General features: G+C 36.4%; 15 protein-coding genes. 6 read left to right on the top strand and 9 right to left on the bottom strand.

Annotation, left to right across the window (positions count from 1 at the left end; genetic code table 11):
* Nucleotides 1-34: 34 nt before the first annotated feature.
* From H6X70_RS06470 to H6X70_RS06455, 4 genes are all read right to left on the bottom strand, one after another.
* A complete protein-coding gene (locus H6X70_RS06470) occupies nt 35-1,072 on the bottom strand; it encodes an IPT/TIG domain-containing protein (RefSeq protein ID WP_194766864.1) in 1,038 nt (345 codons plus the stop codon).
* 16 nt (nt 1,073-1,088) lie between these two features.
* On the bottom strand, nt 1,089-2,669 hold the full coding sequence (locus H6X70_RS06465; protein WP_194766863.1) for a RagB/SusD family nutrient uptake outer membrane protein: 1,581 nt from the start codon (nt 2,667-2,669) through the stop codon (nt 1,089-1,091).
* A 10-nt stretch (nt 2,670-2,679) separates the two neighbouring features.
* Nucleotides 2,680-5,862 carry a SusC/RagA family TonB-linked outer membrane protein gene (locus H6X70_RS06460; RefSeq protein WP_194766862.1) on the bottom strand — a complete coding sequence of 1,061 codons (3,183 nt, stop codon included), beginning with the start codon at nt 5,860-5,862 and terminating at the stop codon, nt 2,680-2,682.
* 293 nt (nt 5,863-6,155) lie between these two features.
* On the bottom strand, nt 6,156-7,034 hold the full coding sequence (locus tag H6X70_RS06455) for an AraC family transcriptional regulator (RefSeq protein ID WP_194766861.1): 879 nt from the start codon (nt 7,032-7,034) through the stop codon (nt 6,156-6,158).
* A gap of 152 nt (nt 7,035-7,186) precedes the next feature.
* Here H6X70_RS06455 and H6X70_RS06450 point away from each other — a divergent pair, with 152 nt between their 5' ends.
* Genes H6X70_RS06450 through H6X70_RS06425 form a run of 6 tightly spaced genes read left to right on the top strand, consistent with a single transcriptional unit; the run spans nt 7,187 to nt 15,155 of the window.
* Nucleotides 7,187-8,335, top strand: a complete 1,149-nt coding sequence (locus tag H6X70_RS06450) for a glycoside hydrolase family 26 protein (protein WP_194766860.1) — start codon at nt 7,187-7,189, stop codon at nt 8,333-8,335.
* Nucleotides 8,336-8,342: 7 nt separating this feature from the next.
* Nucleotides 8,343-10,178, top strand: coding sequence for a sodium:solute symporter family protein (locus tag H6X70_RS06445; RefSeq protein ID WP_194766859.1), 1,836 nt, complete (start codon nt 8,343-8,345; stop codon nt 10,176-10,178).
* Nucleotides 10,179-10,202: 24 nt separating this feature from the next.
* A complete protein-coding gene (locus H6X70_RS06440) occupies nt 10,203-11,369 on the top strand; it encodes a glycosidase (RefSeq protein ID WP_194766858.1) in 1,167 nt (388 codons plus the stop codon).
* A gap of 2 nt (nt 11,370-11,371) precedes the next feature.
* Entirely contained in the window at nt 11,372-12,550 is a 1,179-nt protein-coding gene (locus H6X70_RS06435; RefSeq protein ID WP_194766857.1) for an AGE family epimerase/isomerase, read from the top strand.
* A 14-nt stretch (nt 12,551-12,564) separates the two neighbouring features.
* A complete protein-coding gene (locus H6X70_RS06430) occupies nt 12,565-13,818 on the top strand; it encodes a glycoside hydrolase family 26 protein (RefSeq protein WP_194766856.1) in 1,254 nt (417 codons plus the stop codon).
* An 11-nt stretch (nt 13,819-13,829) separates the two neighbouring features.
* On the top strand, nt 13,830-15,155 hold the full coding sequence (locus tag H6X70_RS06425) for a glycoside hydrolase 5 family protein (protein ID WP_194766855.1): 1,326 nt from the start codon (nt 13,830-13,832) through the stop codon (nt 15,153-15,155).
* A gap of 167 nt (nt 15,156-15,322) precedes the next feature.
* On the opposite strand, the gene bglX is transcribed toward H6X70_RS06425, so the two are convergent.
* From bglX to H6X70_RS06400, 5 genes are all read right to left on the bottom strand, one after another.
* Nucleotides 15,323-17,602 (bottom strand): beta-glucosidase BglX, encoded by a 2,280-nt coding sequence (bglX, locus tag H6X70_RS06420; RefSeq protein ID WP_194766854.1) that lies wholly within the window; start codon nt 17,600-17,602, stop codon nt 15,323-15,325.
* 4 nt (nt 17,603-17,606) lie between these two features.
* Nucleotides 17,607-18,980: a sialate O-acetylesterase gene (locus tag H6X70_RS06415; protein ID WP_194766853.1), complete on the bottom strand. Its 1,374-nt coding sequence runs from the start codon at nt 18,978-18,980 to the stop codon at nt 17,607-17,609.
* Nucleotides 18,981-18,982: 2 nt separating this feature from the next.
* Complete coding sequence (locus tag H6X70_RS06410) at nt 18,983-20,104, bottom strand: SGNH/GDSL hydrolase family protein (protein WP_194766852.1); 1,122 nt, start codon at nt 20,102-20,104, stop codon at nt 18,983-18,985.
* A gap of 26 nt (nt 20,105-20,130) precedes the next feature.
* Nucleotides 20,131-21,141 (bottom strand): glycoside hydrolase family 5 protein, encoded by a 1,011-nt coding sequence (locus tag H6X70_RS06405; RefSeq protein WP_194766851.1) that lies wholly within the window; start codon nt 21,139-21,141, stop codon nt 20,131-20,133.
* Nucleotides 21,142-21,380: 239 nt separating this feature from the next.
* On the bottom strand, nt 21,381-24,836 hold the full coding sequence (locus H6X70_RS06400; RefSeq protein WP_194766850.1) for a hypothetical protein: 3,456 nt from the start codon (nt 24,834-24,836) through the stop codon (nt 21,381-21,383).
* Between the last annotated feature and the right edge of the window lie 111 nt (nt 24,837-24,947).

Here is a 24,947-nt window from a genome sequence, read left to right as displayed (position 1 = left end):
AGGGTTCTCTTGTTAACTAAAACAAACAACGAAACTATTTTAATACATATCCGAAATTATCGAAGTAATAGACGCCGCCATCACCCGTAAATTCTTGAAATGAAATATTTTGTACAGCAGCAGGGTTAAATAATTCTTCCCATGTGAAATAATAATCCTTCCACTCGTTAGTTAATTCGATAATTGGAGCCGTGGCATCATCCCAATTGCCATTAAAAACCAATTTTAGTTTAGAGCCGGCTTCACCTTTTAAAGAGAGTCTAATCCCCGAGTAGTCTGCTAATTGGTCATCCCAATTCCAATTTCCTTGAAGGTTGTCCCAGCCTCCCATATCTTTTTTGAAATAGGTAGTGCCTTGCGCAGCTTTATCATCGGTTACGTAAACTTGGTTATTCCACGATTCTACATCCCAACCGTTATACCAAACATCATCATAAAGTGCTGTTCCAACGGCGTAAGTTGTGGTGGCTTCTCCAGAAATGGTTGTAACTGTAATGTATTTTTTGTTTGATCCTACAGGGGCTTTAACAACAATTTCGGTTAAAGTATTAGAAATAACTTCGGCTTCAATGGTTCCAAAAGTAACTACGGGATCTAAAAAGAAGTTTCCATAAATGGTAACTTCATCGCCATCATTTGCATTCACAGGATTAAAGCCTTTAAGGATTTGTGGTGCTGGTGGTGCAATTACAAACGGATAAGTAACCGAGCCTCCTTTGGTTACTAATTTTAATTCATTTGAAGCATTTTCGTAAGGCGTGTTTTGGTCTACCGTAACAAAAATGGCTGTATCGGTAACCAATGTCGGATTAAAATAAGTATCGGTGCCGTTAAAATAGATTTTCTCTAAAAAAAGAAATCCAGAACCTTGAATAATGTACATGTTATTAGCGTAACCAACATCGGTAGGGGTTAAATCGCCTTCTTCAGCTAAACTAACTGTGTTTATTACAGGTGGCGTGTTGCTAGAGTCGTTAACGTCGTCATTTGATGAGCATGAAACTAGACCGCCAATGCACAATAATGCGATAAGACTGTAGCTTAATGCCTGTTTTATATTTAGTGTTTTCATTGTCATGGAATTAATATTAGTTAAACTCATAAGGCACAGGTGCTTCTAATAATTTAGGATTTTTAGCAACATCGTTATCAGGATATTTCATTAAGAAATCATTCGCTGTACGATCGGTAGAATAAACGGGTGTGTAATATTCTGCAGCGTATATATTGCCTCTATTTTGTGCTGATATAAGTGCAATAGCATCTGGCTTTTCAAGTCTTCCAAGGTCGAACCAATAATCGCCTTCAAAGCACAATTCTAAACGTCTTTCTTTAAAAATATCATCAAATGTAATAGATGTTTTTGTTGAAAGTCCTGCTCTTTGTCTAACGGCATTGAAGGAATTTAATGCGGCTGGATCTGATGTGCTTGCGCCTCCTGCAAGAATAGCTTCGGCATGTATTAAAAGTAATTCGGCGTACCTCATAATGTATTGGCTATTGTCCATCATGCCCCATGCATCAACCGGGCCTGTTTCGGCGGTTTCTCTACCAATACAGTACTTTTTAATACCACCACCAGAAGCTTGTGCGTTGTCTTCATCTGGAACAGTAAAACCAATGCCAATTGAAGTGTTCATGTTTGGATAGGTGTCTCCAGGAAGCATAACAGTTTCATGGCCTCTTACATCTGCGCCTTCATATAAAACCATAACATCTTGTGATGGCGCCATTACGCCACCGTAAGTCGCGTTTGAGGTAGACACCGTAGAGCTGCTTATTCCAAATTGTGTGTTACTGTTGTTTCCCGAACCATAAGCACCATCGGTTTTCCATTGAATGGCAAAAATAGACTCTTCGTTGTTATTGTTTTTGTATAAAAATAAATCGGCAAAAGACATATTTGGTAACTGGCTACCACCAAGTAATTTAAACTCGCCACTAGAAATTACTTCTTCGGCAAGCGTTCTCGCTTTTAAGTATTCCTTTTGGTATAAATATACTTTGGCTAACATGGCTTTTGCTGATCCTTTTGAAACACGACCGTTTTCAGCATAGTTAGAACTGCGAATTTTACTTTCTAATTTGTCTATAGCAGCTAAGTAATCCAGCTCGATTAGTTTATAAACATCAGATTCTGGGTTTGTATTAATATACGGGTCGTCAGAATAATCTAAGTTGTTTTCAATAATTGGAACAGGCCCCCACATACGTACTAAGTAAAAATAGGCGGTAGCACGAATAAAATAAGCTTCGCCAATGGTATTGTCTATAACCTGCTGGCTTACGTTTGGTGATACTCGGGCTTCTAAAAAGTTGATAATAGCATTAGCTTGTGCAACATTGGCCCATAAAGCGGCCCAACCGTTTGCTAATTCAGGATCACTTCCGTTTAGTGAAAAGGTTCGTAATCCAGCAACATCTGGAGATCCAGAATACATGTTTCCTGAGCCTATTTCTAGCGACCAGAAAAATTTATTACAAAATTGAAACCATGTTCTGCTATACATGCCGTTTGTAGCAGACATTACTTGTTCGTTATTATTGTAGTAGCCGTCTAAGCTTATGGCGTCTTCAGGTGGTCTATCTGTAAATTCAGCAGAACATGAACCAAAACCTAAACTTAGTATTGCTACGAAAAGTAGTTTATATAAATTGTTATTTTTCATTTTTGTTTTTTTAAAATTCTACGTTTACACCTATTGAAAATGTTCTTGGAGATGGATACCTTCCATTGTCTATTCCTGCTAATAGCGGACTTTGGTTAAAGGCACCTATCTCAGGGTCGTAACCAGAATAATTTGTAAAAGTGACTAGATTTTGAGCCGTTCCATAAATTCGGAATCGAGACATTTTAAATTTGCTTAAAATATCTAATGGCAAGGAATAACCTAAAGTTACGTTTTGAATTCTTATATACGAACCGTCTTCTAGATAACGGCTTGATATGAGTAAGTTTGTGTTCGATAAATCGGCAATTGGTCTAGGAATATCGGTATTCGTGTTTGTTGGTGTCCAATAGTTGGCAGCTTCAACCAATTGATTTTCATATAACGAAGCATTTTTTGTTCCAGCTCTTCGGGTTAAATTCATAACATCGTTACCGTACGATCCTTGTAAAAATACAGATAAATCAAATTGACGGTATTTAAAGTTGTTTGTAAATCCGAAGGTGAAATCTGGATGCGGACTCCCAATAATTGTTTTGTCAGATGTGTCTACCACACCATCGCCATTTACATCTTTATACTTAACATCGCCCAAATAAGTTTCGCCACTTGCGGTACCAACTGCCTGTCCGAATTGAATAGGAGCGTTGTTTAAATCGTCCATATCATTAAAAAGCCCTTCGGCAACATAGCCGTAAAATTGACCAATAGGCTCTCCAATAATGGTGTTTGTAACCACTACAGGTTGGTAACCGTTAGTGTTTACTTGCTGTGTTAAAACGATGCCGTCTTGAATGTCAACTAATGTATTGGCGTAGTAAGAGTAGATAAAATTACTGTTCCAGCTAAAGTTTTCGGTGGCTAGGTTATAGCTTAGGCTAAATTCGTAGCCTTTGTTTTCCATGGTACCTAGATTTGAAAATGGCGCAGAAATTCCGCCGTACTGGTTACCACCGCCCGTTAAGTAATCGGGTAATGGTACTTGAAATAAAAAGTCTTCAGAGGTTTTATTAAATACATCGATACTGGCTAAGAACGAAGCGTTAAACAGAGTAAAGTCTAAACCAAAATTTGTCTGATTTAAAGATTCCCAAGTTAAATCTGGGTTAGGCGAATTGGATACAAGAAATCCGCTTCCTAAAGCCGAGTTTTGCGAGTTTAATAAGGCGGTATATCTGTTGTTTTCAATTTGTTGATTTCCTGTTTCACCATATCCAACTCTAAATTTGATGTTGTCAATGTATTTTTTAGTGTTCTTCATAAAGGCCTCGTTGGATAATTTCCAAGATCCAGAAATGGCTTTGAAAACCCCCGTTTGATTATCGGTTGTAGGGTCGAATTTTGATGAGGTGTCTGAGCGAATCGATCCTGTTATGCTATATCGGTCATCATAATTATAAATAATACGTCCGAAAAACGATGAAATTGAAGCACTACCTTGGTATCCAGTTACCGTATTGTTATCTGGATTTGCTAGGTTGATGCTGTAGTTTTCGTTTGTTTTAAAATCGTTTGATGAGGTTATTACCCCTTTCCAATGGCTATCGTTAGCTTCTTGACCAACCATGGCTGTAAAATCATGTTTGTTTATAGTCCTGTGATAGGTTAACAAGTTTTTAAAATTTGTTGAATACCAGTTCTGATTTCTAGTGTCTAAATCGGCAGTCACATTTTCTTGAGCACCCCATTTATATGAAGGTCTAAAATCTTCATTTTCTGAGAATTCTGTGTTTGCAGAAAGTTCAATGCGGTAGGTTAGCCCTTTTACAATATGAAAATCGGCGTAAACGTTACCTAAGAAGTTTTTTCTAATCAAGGAATTTTTTCTAGTAAGCGCTTCTGCTACCGGATTAAAATACGTAGCACTTTGGTCTGGACTTGGTGGGCCGGCAAAAGAACCATCGGCATTTTTAACCGGAATATCTGGCGACTGAAGTAGTGTGTTGCTTATTAAACCACCAAAACTTTGGTTTACTGTAATTCTTTCGTTGGTAATTCCTGCCGAAAAATTGGCGCCAACAGTAACCCAACTTTTTAAATCGGAATTCACGTTTAATCGGGTTGTATAGCGTTTTAATCCAGAATTAATAATGGTGCCTTCTTGGTCTAGAAAACCTCCAGACAAATAGAAGTTGGTGCCACCTTTAGCTCCAGAAAATGATATTTGATGGTTTTTAGAAATGGCGGTTTGGTAAACCTCGTTTTGCCAATCGGTGCCTTTTCCTAAAAGTTCTGGATGTGAAAATTCTGGACGCGTTTGAAATCCAAAAAGGTTGGCTAACTCTGTTTTGTTTTTAGCGTATTGTTGCAAATCCATAACCTCAAGGTTTTTGTAATTTGTAACAATAGAGGTGTAGCCTTCATAAGCGATTTTTCCGCCATTTTTTTTACCAGATTTAGTTGTGATAATAATTACACCATTAGCACCTCTAGATCCATAAATAGCGGTTGCCGAAGCATCTTTTAAGATGTCAATACTTTCCACATCGTTCGGGTTTACCATAGATAGTGGGCTTACCGCATTATTTCCAGAGCCTCCAGATGAAGAAAAACCATCTTTCCCTGCTAGTGGTTGTCCGCTGGTTGATCGTCCTGTGGCATCACCAGAAATTGGCACGCCATCAATAATGTATAAAGGTTCGTTGGTTCCTGTAATGGAAGTTGTTCCTCTAATTCGAATAGAAGCTGCGCCTCCAGGTGCACCAGAGTTATTTGTTACAGAAACCCCAGATGCTTTACCTTGAAGCATTTGGTCGACATTAATTTGTTTTAAATCTTCAATATCTTTGGCTTGAACCGAAGAAATCGCACTAGTGATGTCGCTTCTTTTTTGTGCGCCATAACCAATAATAACCACTTCGTTTAAGCTTTCGGCAGACTCTTCCAGACTCACATTTATTACTGTTTGGTTTCCAACAGTAATGACCTGCGATTTATAGCCTAAGTAACTGTAAACTAAGCTGGCTTTGTTGTTAACTTCAATAGAATAGGAGCCGTCAAAATCTGAAATTGCACCATTATTCGTGCCTTGTTCCAAAATGGCAACGCCTAAAAGCGGCAATCCACTGGAATCCTTAATAGATCCTGTAACTGTGGTTTGAGCTAAAGCAATCTGGCTAATTAGAAAGAATAGTAATAGTAGAAAGCACTGATTCGTGCCACCGTACTTGTTTCTAAATACTGTTTTTTGCATGTCTTTAAGAATTAGTTAGTTTATTGTGAATTATTATTCATTTATTTTAAGAAAAATTCATTTTCTTAGGTAATTGTTTAGTGAATTCAAATTTAGAGGAAATGTTAAACGCCTGTTAATATTATTTTGTCATATTCAAGTAAAATATTTGCGTTTAAAATGAAGTTTGAGGAAGGGGTTTTTCAGTGAAGGGTATAAAATGTCATGTATTAAAACACAGAAGTTGCTTTTTAATACAATTATGTAGTGACTTTCCTCGGTTGTCTGAAGGTTGTTTTTTTGAATACAATGTATTATAGTATTCTTTTTATTCCTGAAAAGTCATTTTTGTATTGGCTAGGTGTGCATTTTTTTGCCTTTTTAAATACGCGGTTAAAATTTGCAATATTATTGAAGCCGCAATGAAATGCGATTTCAGAAATGCTCACGTCTTTTTCAATTAATTTAATGGCGGCATAACCTATGCGAACGTCGTTTACGTAGTCTACAAATGTTTTTCCTGTTCTTTTTTTCATGAACCTGTTAAAAGAAACTTGACTCATGTTTACCAGTTCTGCTGCTTCAGGAAGTGTAATTTTCTTATCGTAGTTTTCCTGTACGTATTCGTATATTTTTTTGATTTTGTCACTGTTTTCAAAGCTGTCTCGAGTTGCGGTGTATGTCGATAGAAGGCGTTGATTTCTCGAGTTGGCTAAATCGTACAGTATGGAGGTGAGCTCTAGAAAATAATCCATACTGTCTAGTTTTGAGACTTGTGAGATGCGTTCAAACATCTCTTCACTAATTTTTTTTGAAAATAAAATACCGTGTATCGATCTGTCAAACATGTCTTTTATAGGGAGCATGATTTTTCTAGATAAAAGCTCGTCATTAAATAAGTTCTCGTGGAACTGAATTGTAATCTCACGTATTTCTTTGCTTTTACAGTTGTTGTCTATCCAGCCGTGGTGAAGATTGGGGCCGATTAAAACCAGTTCAATGTTGTCAATTTCTTCAATGCTGTCGCCAATAGCGCGATTTACACCTTTGCCGTTTTTTATGAAATTTAATTCGTATTCGGGATGAAAATGAATGGGGAAATCAAAGTTTTCTTTCACTCTGTCAAATACTAAAAAACTATCTTCAGGGGATAATGGAGTGATCTCTCTGTGTACTTTATCTAATATATTCATCTTTTAAACGTAATTATATTTTATTATAATGATAAAATAATATCATTATTATGCTTTGTTTAATCCCTATTTTTGACTTCGTAATATTATTGATGTAAATTTTCATGTTTTACATCTTGAATGATACAAAATTATCAAAAAATAATTACCAAATGCAAAAAAATAAGAAATTTCTTATTTCATCTAAATTTTTAGCACACCTCTTAATAGGGGGTGTGTTTTTGTGTACGTCTTGTAAATCACTTTATAATGCGGATTATAAAAAACCCGATTTAGTTGATGCTAAGGCTTCCAAAGAATTAAAAAAACTACACAAAAAACTATACTATATTTCTAAAGAAGGCTTTGCTGTAGGGCATCAAGACGATACCGCTTATGGCATTGGTTGGACAAAATCAGATTTCCCAAATGTTGAAAAAAGTGATGTTCATGATGTTATTGGCGATTTTCCTGCCGTTTATGGTTTTGATATTAGTAAAATAGAATTGGCAAGCGATAAAAATATAGATGGCATTCCTTTTAATACCATGCGCGAACTTATTATAGATGCCTATAGTAAGGGAGGGATTATAACCATTAGCTGGCATGCCGATAATCCTAAAACGAATGGCGATTCTTGGGATGCAACTCCTGCGGTAAACACCATTATTGGTGAAGGGCAGTATGTAGAAAAGTATAATTTATGGTTAGAACGCGTGGCTGTTTTTTTAAAATCATTAAAATATAAAGGAAAAACAATTCCTGTTGCTTTTAGGCCTTTTCATGAAATGAATGGTGCTTGGTTTTGGTGGGGAAATCCTAACTGTAACGCTATCGAGTACATTCAATTATGGCGTAATACGGTACGTGTTTTAAGAGATCAGCATAAATTACATAACTTGTTTTATGTTTATTCTCCTAATAAATTAAATCCTGAAGATGACTATTTGGCCTTTTACCCTGGGGATAAATATGTGGATATTTTAGGAATTGATATTTACGATTTTAAAAACTCTGAAGATTATATTGCTGCTGCAGTGCATGATTTAAACTTGGTACAAAGCATAGCAAAAACAAAGGATAAATTATATGCTTTTACCGAAACAGGCTTGGAGGCTATAACCACAGCTAATTGGTTTTCGCAAGTGGTTTACCCCAATCTTGAAAACACAGGAATTTCTTGGGTTTTATTCTGGAGAAATCATACCAAAAAGCATCATTATATGCCTTATAAAGGCCATGCCAGTGAAGCTGATTTTAAAGCTTTTGAAAATGCCCCAAAAACCTTGTTCTTAAAAGATATAAACCAACTAAAACTATAACCTCTATATGGAATTACTGCACTCAGTAGATTTGTTAATTATTGCCGCATACCTCGTTACTATAGTTGTAATTGGATTAGTGCTTCGAAAAAAAGCTCAAAAAAGTAAAGACGATTATTTGTTAGGTGGCAAATCGATACCATGGTATTTGTTAGGGCTTTCTAATGCTTCAGGAATGTTCGATATTTCTGGAACCATTTGGTTGGTTACACTTATGTTTGTTTATGGTATAAAAAGTGCTTGGATTCCGTGGTTATGGCCTGTTTTTAATCAAATATTTTTAATGGTTTATTTATCAAAATGGTTAAGACGTTCTAATGCCACCACAGGCGCAGAGTGGATAGGAACACGTTTTGGTTTTGGTAAAGGCGCTAAATTATCGCACATTATTGTGGTTGTATTTGCGCTTATTGTATGCTTGGGTTATTTGGCTTATGGTTTTATAGGCTTAGGAAAATTTGTTGAAATTTTTGTGCCTTGGGAACTCGTTAGTAATTATGTGCCATTTAATATTCCGTTAGCATATGTGCCACACTTTTACGGTACACTATTTACCATATTTGCGGTGTTCTATTCGTTATTAGGGGGTATGTCTGGTATTGTTTGGGCCGATGTAGTGCAATTTGCTATCATGACGATTGCTGCATTGGTTATTGGTTACTTAGGCTGGCAAGCAGTTGGCACAGGAAATCTTCAAGTTCCAGAACATTGGATGAGTCCTTTTGTTGGTGGTTTGGATATGGATTGGAGTGCAATTATTCCAGAGGTTACCGATAAAATTAAAAGTGATGGTTACGGCCTTTTTACCTACCTTTTATTTATGATGCTTTTTAAAGGGGTGCTTGTAAGTATTGCTGGGCCAGCGCCAACTTACGATATGCAGAAAATTTTATCTACAAAATCACCTGCAGAAGCTTCAAAAATGAGTGGTTTTGTATCTGTTATTTTAATGCCTATTCGGTATTTAATGATTGCGGGTTTTGCCGCATTGGCATTAGTGTATTACGATCAATTAAACTTATTAAACTCCACGGGGCAAATAGATTTCGAATTAATTTTACCTACAGCTATTAAGGAATTTGTTCCTGTAGGCTTGTTAGGACTTCTGTTAGCAGGTTTAATAGCTGCGTTTATGTCCACATTTGCTGGAACACTTAATGCTGCACAAGCGTATTTGGTAAACGATATTTATTTAAAATACACCAAACCAGATGCAACACCTTTTCAAATAAAAAACATGAATTACCTAACGGGTATCGTGGTGGTAGTTGTAAGTATTGTTTTAGGCTTTTTTGCCGAAAACGTAAACGCCATTCTAAACATTATAGTATCTGTACTGTATGGTAGTTATGTGGGGGCTAACATTTTAAAATGGCATTGGTGGCGTTTTAATGGCGAAGGTTTTTTCTGGGGCATGGTTGCTGGTTTGTTGGCTGCGGCAATTGTACCACAACTATTTCCAACTGTAAATGCACTGTATTTATTTCCCATCCTACTTGTTGTTTCTTTAATAGGAAGCATTCTTGGAACCTACTCTGCGCCACCAACTGAAGATGCCGTACTTAAAACTTTTTACAAAAATGTAAGACCCTGGGGGTTTTGGAAACCCGTACACGATCAATTGGTTTTAGAAAATCTAGACTTTAAAAAGAATAACGATTTTGGAAGAGACATGTTTAATGTTGCTATCGGAATCATAGCCCAAACGACATTGGTTATTCTACCTATGTATTTAGTGTTTAGGCAAAACATGCCTGTATATATTGCCCTTGCTGTTTTAGTAGTTTGTTTAGTGCTATTAAAGAAGTTTTGGTGGAATTCATTAGAAGAAAAATTAGATTAATAATTAAAAAAAAGACTGTTCAAAATGGCTAATCATATAAAAAAATTGCAAAAAACTTATAAGAAGTTAATCAGCAAAAAAAACAAGCCTATTTCAAGATATAATGGCATTTATAGACGCTTTAAAAACCCTGTATTAACTTCGGAGCATGTGCCGCTGCATTGGCGTTACGATTTAAATCCGGAAACAAACCCTTTAGAACTTGAGCGTATTGGTTTTAATGCGGCTTTTAATTCTGGCGCCATGAAATGGAACGGAAATTACGTGATGGTTGTACGTGTTGAAGGTGATGATAGAAAATCTTTTTTCGCTATTGCGGAAAGTCCTAACGGCATCGATAATTTTAAGTTTTGGGATAAACCTTGTGTGATTCCTCAAATTGAAGATCATCCCGATGTTAATGTGTACGATATGCGCTTAATTCAGCATGAAGACGGCTGGATTTATGGTATTTTCTGTACCGAGCGTAAAGATCCTGATGCTCCAGAAGGCGATACCAGTTCGGCGGTTGCAAATGCAGGAATTTTAAGAACCAAAGATTTAAAAAATTGGGAGCGCCTGCCAGATTTAATTTCAGGTTCGGCACAGCAGCGTAATGTTGTTTTGCATCCCGAATTTGTTAATGGGAAATACGCCATTTACACAAGACCGCAAGATGGCTTTATAAGCGTAGGCAGCGGTGGCGGTATTGGTTTTGGTTTTATTGATGATATGACAAATCCCGAAGTTAAAGAAGAAACCATCATTTACGATAAAGTGTATCATACGATATATGAATTAAAAAACGGACTAGGGCCAGCGCCAATAAAAACCGAAAAAGGCTGGTTGCATCTCGCTCATGGTGCCAGAAATACAGCAGCTGGATTGCGGTATACCCTGTATATGTTTATGACAGATTTAAACGATATTTCAAAAGTAATTCACAGACCAGGTGGTCATTTTATGGCGCCTTATAAAAATGAAAGAATTGGCGATGTGTCTAATGTTTTGTTTTCCAATGGTTGGATAACCGACGATGATGGCACCGTATATATTTATTACGCGTCATCCGATACGAATATGCACGTGGCAACTTCAACCGTAGATCGCCTTGTAGATTATTGCATGAATACGCCAGAAGATAAATTTACCTCTCAGGATTCTGTAAACACGATTATTCAATTAATCGATAATAATAAGGGACTTTATTAATCATGGAAACCTATAGTTTACTAAAAGCTGAGTTGCATTCAGAATTAAAAAACATCCTAAGTTATTGGATGAAAAATACATTGGATGAAGAATTTGGTGGATTTGTAGGGAAGATAAATCATGATAATAAAGTGGTTGAAAATGCTTCAAAAGGCATCATTTTAAATACGCGAATTCTTTGGTCGTTTTCAGCAGCTTCAAATCATTTAAAAACAAACGCATACCAAAGCATTTGCGACCGTGCTTTTCAGTACTTAATCACTTTTTTTAAAGACAACACTTATAAAGGCGTGTTTTGGGAACTCGATTATCAAGGCCGTCCCATAAACAGACGCAAACAAGTTTATGCGCAGTCGTTTACGATTTATGCCTTATCGGAATATTATCTGTTTTCAAAAAATGAAACCGCTAAAGCTTGGGCGATTGAACTTTTTCAGCAATTGGAAAAACATGCGAAAGACCCTGTTAATTTAGGTTATTTTGAAGCTTTTAATGAAGATTGGACTCCGATTGAAGACATGCGTTTAAGCGAAAAAGACATGAACGCATCGAAAACCATGAATACCCATCTTCATGTTTTAGAGGCCTACACAACTCTGCTTAAAATTTACGATAATGCCGATTTAAAAAAGGCTTTAAAAGGCCTTGTAAATCTGTTTTTTGATAAATTTTTGAACAGCGATAATCATTATGAATTGTTTTTCGATAACCAATGGCAGCTTCTAAGTAACAGCATTTCTTATGGCCATGATATTGAAGCGGGATGGTTAATTATTGAAGCAGCAAAAGCATTAAACGACATCGATTTAATCCAAAAAGCAAACGCAAAAATGCTAAATGTAGCCGATACTTTTTTGAAGGAAGCTCTGGATGTTGATGGTGGTGTGTTGAACGATAAAAACAGACGCACTAATCATATCGATACCGATAAACATTGGTGGCCACAAGTGGAAGCCTTAATTGGTTTAAAATATGCAAACCATTTAAATCCTGATGAAAATTATATAAATGCTTCTTTGGCAATTTGGAATTACACAAAAAATCATCTAATCGACCATAAACATGGTGAGTGGTTTTTTAGAGCAGATAAATTCGGAAAAATATATACAGAAGAAGACAAAGTAAGTATGTGGAAAGCGCCTTATCATACCACGCGAGCTTGCATACTTTTGAATACTTAAAAATGATAAAATAGATGGTGAAATTATTTAGTAATCATAAATTATTAACCTTAGTGTTTCTGGTTTTAGTTTTTGAAAGTTGCTCCAAAGAAGACGACATTTTTATTGAGGAAGAACCGCCAATTGTTGAAGAACCTTCGCCAGATGATGGTTTTATATTAACACCAGCCGAAACATCTTCCTATATGGTTAATCCCAATGCAACTGCCGAAACTGTAGCACTTTTTTATCATTTAAAAACCTTGTCTAGAACCAAATTTATTATTGGTCAGCAAGATGCTTTTAGTAGTTTTTATAAAGATAATGCTGGCGATTCCGATATTAAAAAAACAACAGGAAGCGACCCTGGCTTATTAGGGTCAGATTTTCTGTTTATTACAGATGATTTAAACGATGGCACCGCTTCAAATTGGTTTTTTCAGCAGGAAAATGAAATAAAAGCAGATGCTGTTGAAGCGTATAATAAAGGGATGGTTAATATTTTTAGTTGGCATTTAAGAGAGCCTTTTGAAGGCAAACATTTTTATGCCTCTGAAATGACCGACTACCAAAAAGCAAATGCGTTTTCTAGTATTTTGCCTAATGGTGTAAATCATGACTACTACAAAAAGAAACTTGAAAAAGTGGCTGAGGTTGCGCAAAGTATGATTGGAGCAGATGGCAAATTAGTCCCTTTTGTTTTTAGGCCATTTCATGAGTTTGATGGCAATTGGTTTTGGTGGGGTCGTGAATATTGTTCACCTCAAGAATATATAACGCTTTGGCAGTTTACTGTAAAGTATTTACGAGACACTCTAAAAGTAAATAATATGCTTTTTGCTTTTTCGCCAGATAATAGTTTTACCACCCAGGCGCAGTATTTAGAGCGTTATCCGGGCGATGCTTATGTTGATATTTTAGGCATGGATAATTATGGCGATTTAAAGAATCAAGGACAAACGGGTGTAGATAATTCCAATAAAAAACTTAAAATAATTTCAGATTTAGCGATTGAGCGTGTAAAAATTGCTGCGTTTACAGAAACAGGTTACTTTATAACGCCAGGCGTTAATTCTCCTATTTCTAAATTTTATTCCGAAAATTTATACCAAGCCATCACTAAAAATAACAATCAAATTGGTTTTATGATGTTTTGGTATAATTCGCAAGACACGTATTGCACCCCGGTTCCGGGCATGCCAGATACTGCCGATTTTTTGGCCTTTTCACAAAAGCCCAAAGCAGTACTTCAAAACAACATGCCAGATATGTATAAACTTCCAATTTAAAAGACTAAACTATGAAAATTAAAAACACCATTGTATTGATGCTGTGCATTTTGTTTTTTTCAGCATGTAAAAGTGCGAAGTATAAAAAAACAGTAAGAAATGTTAATATAAAACAAATTACGGTTAAAGATTCTAGGTTTTTTAAAGATGGAAAACCATACTATTTTGTTGGCGCTAATTATTGGTACGGACCACTAATTGGGGCTAAAAAGGGTGGCGATAGAGCACGTTTAATTAAAGAATTGGATTTAATGAAATCTGTTGGAATTGATAATTTACGCATTTTAGTTGGCGCCGAAGGCGATGGGGGCGACTCGAAAGTGTACCCAGCTTTACAGCCTGAACAGGGGGTGTATAACGACGATTTGTTAGACGGTTTAGATTTTATGATGGCCGAAATGCGTAAACGAAACATGTATGCCGTTTTGTATTTGAACAACAATTGGATTTGGTCTGGCGGGATGTCGGAATATTTAAAATGGAATGGTTATGGCGAAGTACCTAATCCGTTTTTAGAACAATATTCATGGGATGAATATATGAATTACACCAAGCAATTTCACAGTTGCAAACCTTGTAAAGAAGCCTATTATGCGCATGTAAAATTCATTATCGGGCGAAAAAACAGGTATTCAGGTTTAAAATATACCGAAGACCATACTGTTATGTCTTGGCAAGTGGCCAATGAACCCCGTGTGTTAATGTCGCCAGATCATGAAGCTGCTTTTTCAGGCTGGTTAAAAGAAACAGTAAGCTTGATAAAAACATTAGATCCAAATCATTTGGTGTCTACAGGCACTGAAGGAAAACACGGTTTTTTGCAAGACATGGATATGTTTAAACGCCTGCATGATAATAAAAATATAGATTATTTAGCCATGCACATGTGGCCAAAAAATTGGGGATGGTACGATATTAATAATGAAAAAGAAAGCACCCAAGTTTCAATAGCAAATGCTTACGCTTATATGGAGGAACACATTGTTGCAGCTAAAGCTTTAAAAAAGCCTATTGTGATGTCTGAATTTGGATTTCCAAGAGAAAAGGAAAGTCTGTCCTTGGAAGCTTCTGTAGAAAATAGAAATACATTTTACAATGCTATTTTTAATAGTATTGTAGAGAGTCGTAATGAAAACGGCATTCTTGCAGGGTTAAATTTTTGGGGCTTTGCGGGATATGCTAAAACAGATTCTAATCGTGTAAACGGTAAATGGAAGCGTGGCGACGATTTTACCGCAGATCCACCTCAGGAACCACAGGGCTTAAACTCTGTTTTTGCAAGAGATAGTACTACCTTAAAAATTATAAAAGAAGCTAATTTAAAGCTGCTTGAATAGTTTGTAAGACCACGTTATTTCTGAAAAGACTATATCTAATAAAAAAACCTCTGTAAGTTTCGTCACAAACTTGCAGAGGTTTTTTTAAGAAGGATAGGATATTTTTTATAACACTGTAAAATTATATTACGTGTTAAATTTAGTTAGAAAAGCATTGATGCATTCAACTAATTCAGTTCAAAATCTGTTTCCAGAGCCGTTACAGAACTTCCACCAACGAATAATTTGAAGTCTCCAGGTTCAACGATAAAGGTGCCGTTATTGTTATAAAAGCCAAGATTTTCTTTATTTAATGTGAAATGTATGGTTTTGGTTTCGCCAGCTTTTAATTCTACCAATTCAAAAGCTTTTAATTCTTTAACAGGACGTGTTACGCTAGCAAATAAATCTCTAATATAAAGTTGAACCACTTCTTTGCCGTCGCGTGTTCCTGTGTTTTTAAGGCTGACAGAAACTTTAATGTCATCCCCAATTTTAAAAGCAGTACCGTTTAGTTTCAAATCGGAATATTCAAAAGTGGTGTAACTTAATCCGAAACCAAAAGGGTAGAGCGGTGTTTTTTCAACATCGGAATAGTGCGACCAAAACACGTTATTGTCTTTGTTAGTTGGGCGTCCTGTGTTTTTGTAATTGTAATAAATGGGGACTTGCCCAACATTTCTAGGGAAGGTCATGGGGAGTTTTCCGCTAGGGTTATAATCGCCATAAAGCACTTGGGCTACGGCGTGTCCTGTTTGCGTGCCCAGTTGCCAAGCTTCAACAATGGCAGGGATATTTTGGTCGGCCCAGTTAATTGCTAAAGGTCGCCCGTTATTAAGGACTAAAACAACTTGTTTATTGGCTTTGTAAACGGCTTCTAATAGTTCTTGCTGTAAGGCTGGAAGTTCTAAATCGGTTCGGCTTCGTCCTTCTCCTGTTTGAAAGCCATGCTCACCCAAAACTAAAACCACAACATCTGCTTTTTTTGCAGCGTTTACAGCTTCATCTAAACCTGTTTTATCACTGTTGTTTATAATAACTTCATCTAAAAAAGTTGAATTACCAATGAAGCAGTCTGGGCCTTTCTCGAAAATTAAATCATTGCCCGTGTACTGTTGCATGCCTTCAAGAACAGAAATAGCCGTATTGTTGTCGGCAGCAATACGCCAACTTCCTAAAGGACTGTTTTTGTCGTTCGCCAAGGCGCCAATTAAGGCAATTTTCTGACCTTCTTTTTTAAGAGGAAGGAGGTTGTTTTCGTTTTTTAAAAGTACAATCGATTTTTTAGCCATGTCCAATACACCTTCATGGTGTTTCGGGTTTCCTATGGTTTCTTTTTCGCGAGCTTCATCACAATATTTGTATGGATCGTCAAATAAACCTAATTCAAATTTCACTCTTAAAATTCGGCTAACAGCATCATCAATTATTTTTTCATCTACAACACCATCTTTTACTAATTGTGCTAATTCTTCAACATAAACATAGCCTTCCATATCCATATCGGAACCTGCTATAGCTGCTATTCTTGCTGCTTCACGTTTATCTTTGGCATGGCCCCAACTAATCATTTCGTTAATAGATGCCCAATCTGAAATTACAAAACCATTAAATCCCCAGGCGCCTTTTAAGAGGTCACGTTGTAGGTATGAACTTCCTGTTACAGGCACGCCGTTAAGTTCGTTAAAGGAATTCATTAGTGTTTTTACGCCTGCATTTACAGCGGCTTTAAAAGGTGGTAAAACGATGTTGTGTAAGGTTGAGGTGCCAATATCTGCGGTGTTGTATTCCTTTCCTGCTTCAGCAAATCCGTAAGCTGCAAAATGTTTGGCGCAGGCGGCAATTGTGTTTGTGGCAGTAAGATCTTCCCCTTGAAAACCTTTAACTCTAGCTTCGGCAATTTTACTTCCTAAAAAAGGATCTTCGCCCGCACCTTCCATCACACGACCCCAACGGGCATCTCTGGAAATATCTACCATAGGACCAAATGTCCAATTTATTCCAGAGGCCGATGCTTCCGCAGCAGCGATACTTGCCGAGTTTTTAATGGCTTCCAAATCCCAACTAGCAGCTTCGGCAAGCGGAATGGGACTTAATGTTTTGTAGCCATGAATCACATCGAAACCAATAATTAACGGAATGCCCAATCGGGTTTCTTCTACAGCAATTTTTTGAACAGCTCGAACTTGATCTACGCCTCGAACGGTAAGCATCGACCCGACCCAGCCTTTTCTTAAATGTTCATATTTTTTTTCGGCACTTCCGCCTTCAGGAGCTGGTCCTGTTACGTCCCAAAAACCATTGTATTGATTCATTTGACCAACTTTTTCTTCAATGGTCATTTTTTCTAATAAGTGGTTTATCTTTTGTTCTGTTTCTTTATTCATTGGAAAGGATTGTTGTGCATTACTGTTTAAAAATGAGGTAAGTATTAATGCCAATGGTGCGTATTTTTTTAATCGTTTCATAGCATTAATTTTCTGTTGTAAAACTAGAAAGTGGCAGGTTTGCCTTATTAAAAATGTTAGATTGACTGTTGTTTTTCCATGCAAATCTCACATATTTTGGTGTTTTTACCTGTTTTGAACTCACAGTAATTAATTGGTCTTTTATTTTACATTTTGCAGAGTGAAAAACATGGTCTTCCCCTGCGATTTCAAATAGCGATTTCAAGTTTTTTTGGTGCAGACCATCGGCGTATTGAAATGCTAAAATGGCTTCATTTTTTTTGAATGTTATAGCGGAAAGGTTGGGGCTTTCAACTAAGCCATCAATGACTTTATAATGTTTTTTTAAAGCAATATCCGCCAAACGAAAACCAACCGATTTTTTGTCTTTTGGATGAATGTCATCAATAGGGGAAACATCACTAATCACAACCATTTCGGTATTTGGGATGTTGTTTGAAACCCTGCGTTGGGCATCGCGAATTTGTACGCCACCAAAATGATTGTCACCGTAATTATAAGGAGCAATTTGCACCAAATAAAAAGGAAAGTCTTTTTGCCATAATCGACGCCAAGAGGTTATTAAGGCTTCTAGTGTTTTGTCGTAAACTGTTGAGCCACCATTCGATTCGCCTTGGTACCAAAGTACGCCAGAAATTGTGTAGCCAATTAGTGGGTTAATCATGCTGTTAAAGGCTCTGGCAGGTTCAATTGGACCGTATTTTGAAGAGTTAAGTTTTTCAGCAGCTTTTTTTAGTGTGTCATTATTAGTAATTGTGTTTTCAGGCATCCATATTTCTGCTGGAGTGCCTCCCCAGGCAGATACTATAAGCCCGACAGGGACATCCTTTAAGTTTTCTTGAATTTTTGTGGCAAAAAAATAGGCTAAAGCACTAGATTTTTTCATGGTTTCTGGTGTGCAAAGTTCCCATTGTGTTAAGATGTTATTTTGCGGATTTTTTGCTGAAATTTTTGGAGCCGTAAAAAAACGAATGTTTGTATGGTTGGCAGCTGCAATTTCTTGATCGCCATTTTTTATGCCCCAACTGGCAGGCATTTCCATGTTAGATTGTCCAGAACAAAGCCAAACTTCACCAATTAGAACATCTTTTAAAACAAGCTCGTTATAGCCGTTAATTTTAATTTGAAAGGGTCCGCCGTATTTAGGAGTTTCTATTTTTAATTCCCAAAAGGCTTGGTTTGATGCTTTGGTTTTGTATGTTTTGTTACTCCATGATGGGGAAATTACAATGTCTTCATTTGGGGCTGCCCATCCCCAGATTCGTACTTGATCCTGTTGTTGCAAAACCATATGATCTGAAAACATGGAAGGCAGAATAACATCGGCGAAAGCCAATTCACCTAAAAATAAACAGCATATAAATACACAGTATTTCATATTTAATCAAGTAGATTTTTTAAGAAAGGGGTTAGATTGCTTGCCATGGTTTTGTGTTCGTTAACACTTGGGTGGTATGCACAGCCGTTCATGTATGTTTGTTGAAACTCAAAAATAACTGGTTTTTTTGCTTTTGAAGTGAAATGCGATTGCACTTCTTTAAGGTAGGAAACAAGACGTTTATTGTCGTTTCCGCCAATCATTGGGCTGTTTAGTAATACAATTTGTGTATCGGGATACTTGCTGTACACCGTCTTTATAAATGCGATGTAGTTGGAAATATATTTGGCTTCGTTAAAAGGAAGACGTGGTTTTATACCATCGCCGTTAGAAAAATCGTTTGTGCCTAAACCTATGCTAACAATATCAGGTTGCTTTTTGAAATCGTATTTTTTTGATTGATTTTTATTTAGATATAAATTCTCATATACCTCAGGCATAATGGGTTCTTCACTGTTTTCATCATTCCAATTTCTATACATGCCTATTCCTGAAACCGAGCTAAGCGCAAAATTGGCATTTAAGGCTTTTGAAACGTTGCTTCCATAAGAATAATATGCGTTTTCATGATCGAAATACTCACCTTCATCACAAGGGGTTGTGCTACCATCGGAAGCGGCACCACAGGTTATGGAGTCGCCAATAAATTCGATGTAGTATTTGGCGTCTTTACTTTTTGGTAGAACAGATACTACTTGAATACCTTCAAAAAGAACTGGTCCGTTGAAGACTTCAGATTCTTTAAAAATTCTTAAATGGTGCTGTTTTGAATTTGAAGGCACCTCAATTTTATAAGGTTTCATTGCCTGGCTGTCAATTTTTATGCGTCCTAAATATTTGCCATCCAATTCGAAAGACACATAGTTGTATGGCACTTGTTCCGCTTGTAAATAAACATGGCAAACATCACCTTCAAAATTTATACTAACGTAAGCAGCTGGAGAAATTAGAGCCACTTTTTTTTCTAAGAATTCATGTCTTCCAAAATATTGAAAGTTTTCGTTGTTTGCTTCATATTTTGTTGGGGTTGTTTTGTCTGTTTCAGTACTTTCTGCAGTTGTTGAAGCTTCTCTACAATTAAAAAGCAAAGCAATAAGAAGTATGGAAATATAATTTAGATTCATTAAAATGGTATTTGATTTAAACTGAATTATTTATCGGAAGCATAACTTTGAAGTTTCTTTTTGAAGTATTTACCATGTCGTGAAGGTTTGTAATTCCAATCTTCAAATAAACGCGGTGCCCATTCCGGATCGAAAACCCAAACAACATAAGAGATTTCTTTTTCATCGGCATAATTTGTAATGGCATCACCGTAAGATTCGTCGCTTATCACAGGGCTGTGTGCGCCTGGATCTTCTGGGCCGCAAAAACCAATTTCAGTAAGTATTAAAGGGTAGTTGTCTTTAATAAATCCCCAGTCTTTTGTCCACTGTGCTTCCCAAGGTTTTTCTCTTTTCTCTGGATACGGATGACTTACATAGGCGATGCCTTCGGCGTTAATAGGGTTTTCAAGTACAGGCGTTAAGTCGTATGCCCAATTGAAGCCAGCAACTAAAGGGATGCCTTCGCCTTTATTGGCGCGAATTATAGTAATTAATTCTTCGTTAATGGCTTTCCATTTGTCCCAACTTGCGGTGCCTAAAGTGTTATTGTAAGTGGTTGGTTCGTTAAAAAGTTCGTAGAATGCTACCGTTGTGTTTGCGCCGTATTTTACAGCGATGGTACGCCAAAAATCGTAGGTTTGTTTTAAAGTTGTGTCGTACATGTCACTTTGGTACATTTCGGTTTGTAGATTTCCAATGCTATGCCAATCGATAATTACATATAGGTTAAGTTCGGTTGCCCATTTTATACCATCGTCTAGAAGCTTTAAATATTTCTCTTTGCCTAATTTCGTCCATGCTGTTGGATGTACGGGAAAGCGAACAATATTTGCGCCCCAATGTTTTATTTCGGTGAAATAGGCTTTATTCCAGTGATTTTGATTTACTAATTTTGCAGGATCGCTGGTGTTTAATCCTCTAAAAACAACTTTTTTACCATTTTTTGAAATAAAACTATTAGCCTTTACTGAAATTCGATCAAGTGTGTTTTGTGCTGAAATTTGTGTCATGTTAAGCATGATTATTACAAATAAGAGCGTCTTTATACGATTCATGAATTTTATTTTTAGTTGGCGTTGAAAAATTTACTTAGAGCAATTTATTTTATTATCAATGAAACTAAAAATAAATGTTTTAAAATGAATGAATTTTAAATGTAATTGACAATATAGTACAGGTTTAGAGGTGGGTAAGTATCAATGGAAATATTTTGTTCTAAACATTTGGGGTTTTATAAATAAAAAAGCCACCAAAATTTTGGTGGCTTTTTAAGGTGTTCAATAAGTGTTTAAATTTACTTTCTACACAACGGATCGGCTCCAATGGTACCTGCTAAACTGTTTAAGTAAGCTTCAGAACTAACTTCGTTATATTGATCTTTTACGTGATCTAATCGCTCTTGAATATGCATTTCAGACGCAATATTCGTGTTGTTAGGGTTAGTAACAAACGTTTCTAAATAAGCAATTTGATTGGCGTAAAACTGAATGTCCTTTTGTTGTTTTAATTTCAGTCTTTCTTTGTACCAGTCACTATTTAATACGTAGTCTCTATCAAATAACTTTCTCAATTCAGGATCGTCCATGGTTTTCCCTTCGTAATTTCCGTAAGCCATCATGTGTATTAATACTTTTAATGGTGGAATGGCAGCTTCAATACTTCCGTCTTCAAAATAACGTAAAGCTACTTTTTCTTGGGCTTCAACGATGTTTTTAATACCATCAACATAATCTTCCATGCCTTGTAATTCTGGTTTTAACATTTCTTCGTTAAAAACAGCAGTAGGCTCGTCAAATAAACGGTTTAAACATAAGTGAGAAAACTGTTTAGTAATTCTATACCCTAAACGGCTAGCTAAAATAGTTTCTCCGTTATATTCAAAATCATCTATTTTTTCTAAACAACCTGTTTCAATTAATTTTTTAGGATCACGGTCAGAGGGTTCTAAACGCGCCCAAATTTCCGGGATAAGTAAACTAATGTCATGGTCTACTTGATTATTACCTCCAACATAACCAGCAGCCGTACTAAAGGCATCCGATTCGGTTAAAATATGCGATAATAACGCATTGTTTAAATCGGTTGTTGGGGTTAACATGTTAAATGGCCCTTTAGTTAAAGCACCTTCAGAACCTGTACCAGTAGTTGATGGTGATTTACCTGTTAAACTACAAATAAAGTCCATGAACAATTCTGGAGTTTCTTGGTAATGAATTGGGTTGTACACCGCCAACGCACGTATTCCAGCCTTTTTATCAGCAGGGTTGTTACGTCTACCAGGTAAAACAGCGTTTACAACGTTAATTACAGGGTCTTCAGATTTTATTTTTCTAACTAAACGTACACCAACTTCAGCTAAATAAGTCGCTTCAGTTTCGCTCACGTTTACATTAGGCTCTAAATAACGTGGGTTTTTCGTAGGTTCACCGTTTACAATTCTAGTATGCGATGGTAATACGAAATATTCTTCTTCCTTCGGACTGTTTACAATTTCTGTAATGAAATCTTTTACAGGCTGCGTGTATTTATCGAAATGAATCGTGTCGTTATAAATATCGATAGCGTCTTGTTTTTTTAGTAACTCATAGTTTGTTAAAAAACGACCATCACTAACAATATCTAACTCAGCATTTTTATCATAACCTCTCACAACAGCTTCATCAGGTCTTTGGAATAGATGTGCCTCACAGTTGGTAACCACTTTTAAACTTTTGTTTTTAAACTCTGGGTTTAAATTTTTAAAGTCTTCTCTTGGCAAAGTAATTGAAGCTGTAATATCATCTTCGGTTTGAATTTTTTCACAAGGTGAAAAGTCAGATCTTAATTTATTAAGTAACCAGTTTCCTTTTTGATTAAATCCAATACGTACATAACTACCAACTACAGGGGTGTTGTTGTGTAAAAGTCCGGTACCGTTTTCGCCGTTAATTATTTCAACCGACATGTAATCTTTCCAGTTTAAAACCCCACGTGCTTGTCTGTATAAACGTTTTACAAACAATACTAACGATCTGATATGAACTGGAATTTCTTCCAACATTTTGTTGTACTCATCCGAATTTTCATCAGAAGGTGTTAGCAGTTTCACTGCAGAACTTAAAGATCTTTCTTCACTTAAAAACGATCTCGATTTTGGTCTGTTTGGGTCTTTTACTTTCCAACGTGTGGTGTAATCAAACTCAATGATTTCGTCTGCTTTTTTGAAATCTTCTTCAATATCCTGAATGTTAAACGTGCTATAGGTAATCGCGTTTTGCATCGATTTTGAAATCTCCGATTTTCCACCTCCAGAAACCGTACATGGTTTGTGGCAAAAAATACCTTCTGCAAACGTGTCTACAATACGCCATAAATCTACAGATTGATGTTTTTCAAGTCTAAATTTATTTCCTGTAGGGTGCACGTAGGTTTTACGAGGCGAAAGAATTAACTTTTCTTCCTTTCCGTTGTGCTCCCAAGTGATACTATTCGTGTTGGTGTTTACGTAAGCAGATTCAGGAATGTATATAATATTAGGATACTTTTTATCAATCGCATAGTTTTCTGGTTGTACCTCGATGCGATCACCTAATATGCTTTTTACATCTTCAAAACTGTGTTTGTTGTGATGGAATTCGGTGTAATCTCTACCATCTAAAGTACTTCCCATAACACGTCTAGCAAAGGCAATAGCCCCACCAGCATGCTCTTCTTCAACCAAACCATAAAGGTTGGCCGAGTAGCTTATTTGGGTTTTTATTTCTTTTTTAGAATAGCCGTAGTAGTTGTCGGCAATAATGGTAACAACTACACCACGATCGTCTCTACAGGTAATTTTAAAAGCACCACCATCATTGTACAGTTCATCTTCATTGGTCCAGCACATACCGTCGTTTTTCTGACGCTCGGTAGCATCATCAATATGTGGCAAGCCTAAATCTTTCTTTTTAAGTTTTAATAATTGAGGCGCCAAAATAATACAACCTGTATGACCTGTCCAGTGTTCGGTGTCTAAAGCAGCATCATTTAAAGCTAAGTGCGGATCGCCAGCATTACCAAAGATAGATTCCACAAAATCTAAATTACTCACAAGGCTTCCTGGAGCGAAGAAACGTACTTCTAAAGATTTCTCTGAAATCACACCTTTAACTTCCGGACAAACCACCGGTCTTAGCATCATAGACACTAAAGTTTTGGCTTGCTCATTTTCCGGCTGACTTGATGTGAATGGTAAATTTTTTAATTCATCCGAAGGATTAAATGCCGCATTTAAAAAGTGTGCAAAAACCACTTTAGGCACTTCTTTTTTATCTAAAGGTACAGGAAGTGGCCCTTCAACAATATGAAAGGTGCCTTTCGTTGTTCTTTTATCATGCAAAGGATTGTTTAGAATGCCTTGTTTAATTCTTTTTGAAGTTACCATGTTGCTTTCAAAAGAATCGCCATCTGGTGGTAAACTAACTTCTCTTGCTTGTCCTTTTCTAGAAAGAATAAGGGTGTTGTTTGGAATAACGTATGATTTTCCTGTGTCAATATCTTTTAAATAGTCATTTAAAAAATTTTGAATACGGGAATCTACAGGAGCATGATGTGTTGCTAAAAGTCTGGAGTTAGCTTGTACATGCTTTACCATTCCTCTTGTTAATTCTTCAAATTTTGGATTGCAAAATTTAACTGGACTATCCGGTTTGTCCTTAAACGTTGGTAGCCATAATGAAGCTAGTTGTAAGTTTGTAAACTGGATAATGTCTTTTCTTGATTCTTCTTGCATGATAATAATAAGTTAATTATGTGTAATCTTCTCTTATTTATTAACAAATTTATGCTGTAAAAACCTTATAAAAGCTGTCAAAAGTCAGTCTTCTAAATAATTTTCATTAAA

Origin of the sequence: Tamlana sp. I1 (assembly GCF_015355625.1) — a bacterium.
GTDB lineage: Bacteria > Bacteroidota > Bacteroidia > Flavobacteriales > Flavobacteriaceae > Pseudotamlana.
Note: the sequence above shows the minus strand (reverse complement) of the source record. Positions and strands in the feature narration are given on the sequence as shown.